Genomic DNA, 1596 nt, shown 5'->3' on the forward strand with positions numbered 1-1596 from the left:
TGCATACCAAATTGATAGCCTTTTAAAGCAGCCATCAATGCAAATGATCTTGTCTTTCCAGACCCTCGTCCACCCCAAGCCGCTCGTACCAAAGCGTCTCCTGTAAAAATCGGTATAAGTTTTGGTACAATCTTAATCTGTCTTGTCGTCATTCATTGTTAAAGGAGCAATTTCTACACGCCCTATGATCTTAATCGCGCCCCCATCTTCCCCCGTCACTTGCAAGGGCAAGATCTTCCCAAGCAACGCTAAATAAGCCGCAGGGCATCTTATTGCCTGCTTTTCGAGATAAGAGATTAGCCCCTCTTTCCCATACTTATTGCCTGCCAATTCAGCAGCTTTAAGAATAGCCTCTTTCAAAAGGCGTGTATTCTTATTGGGTACACCTTTGACACGCCCCATTCCTGCCTTAGGGGGTTTATATTTTTTCTTTGTTTGAGAAATCTGTTCTGTATTTTGTGATGTCATAAAATACGCCCTCCAGATAATAAAAAACCCCGCAAATGCGGGGATTTTGAACTGTACATTTCCCTCTCTAGACACAATACGCCTAAGTACAGCAATGTCATTAAATACGATTTGCTACATTTTGTCAACACAAAAATAACACATATTGATATATTTGAAGAGAATCTGTATAAAGCGAAGATGCAACAATGAAAAACAAGATAAAATCTAATGTTATTATCGTATTTAAAGAAAATTTCCTTATTCGGAATAATAAGTATCTTATTCACTAGTCATGTAAGTAGTCAACCATTAACAAAACATGTTTCTTCGGAATCTCCATGCCCAAAGGGGCAAATTGCCGTTTTTCGTGATCTACAAAAACGGTCCTCTTTTATTACTTGTATTTCAGAAGGAATGTTGGATTATATTTATAACGACATCCCTAAAGAAATCTCTACAGGTCCATTTAGAATAATTTCTATAGAGGCAAACAACTATCTTCGTATACTAAGACGTTATTTTAATAAAAACAATAGAATAGAATGGTTTGTAATAGGCTTCATAATAATCACCATAATGTCTCTTCCGATTAACATACTCTGGCGATTTAGATTAAAGATTTCTGCGTTTTTATTTGCAATAATGACCGCCTTAGTTATTATTGCAATACCATATATATATGGATATATATATCTTTCACATCTACTTTTTTGAAAAGTACTTCTGAAGCGCATTAAGAGCAACGCGTAATGAATTCACAAGGTGTGGTAGCATTTGATCTTCTATAACGAGGGACTGTAACGCAGCATGAAGATTATACTGTCTATAGAGGCATTGGGCTTCTTTTAGTGCCTCTTGCGTGTTTATAAACTGCTCTGTTGCAAATGCTACCCATTTATCTCTTGCTTTGTCATCAGTAGATGATGGCATTTCGTCATAAATCGCATTAGGCAAGCCTTTTGCACAAAGGTAATCGTTTCTTATCTGTAGGTACTGTTGCGCGGCGTCATATTGCTCTTGTGTAAGCACGCCTTGTAAACAAAGCCGCCCGATATAGGTACCAGAGAGCGGATTTTTTGCCTCCTGTAGCGTTAAACCGAAGCGCTTTGCACGCATTTCTATTGCCAATTTATCAACGGCTTCACG

At 38.0% G+C, this 1596-nt stretch carries 2 protein-coding genes and 1 pseudogene; all 3 read right to left on the reverse strand.

What is annotated here, in order from left to right; genetic code table 11:
• Positions 1–152 (reverse strand): annotated as a pseudogene (locus tag ACFINY_RS09665) (PBSX family phage terminase large subunit); the annotation flags it as partial.
• Positions 133–468: a hypothetical protein gene (locus tag ACFINY_RS09670; protein WP_375610989.1), complete on the reverse strand. Its 336-nt coding sequence runs from the start codon at positions 466–468 to the stop codon at positions 133–135. The gene ACFINY_RS09670 and the pseudogene ACFINY_RS09665, both read right to left, overlap by 20 nt.
• 684 nt (positions 469–1152) lie before the next feature.
• A partial coding sequence (locus ACFINY_RS09675) for a hypothetical protein (protein ID WP_375701065.1) occupies positions 1153–1596 on the reverse strand: 444 nt, incomplete at its 5' end.

Source organism: Bartonella sp. AA23NXGY (assembly GCF_042197165.1).
In the GTDB taxonomy this organism is placed as follows: domain Bacteria; phylum Pseudomonadota; class Alphaproteobacteria; order Rhizobiales; family Rhizobiaceae; genus Bartonella.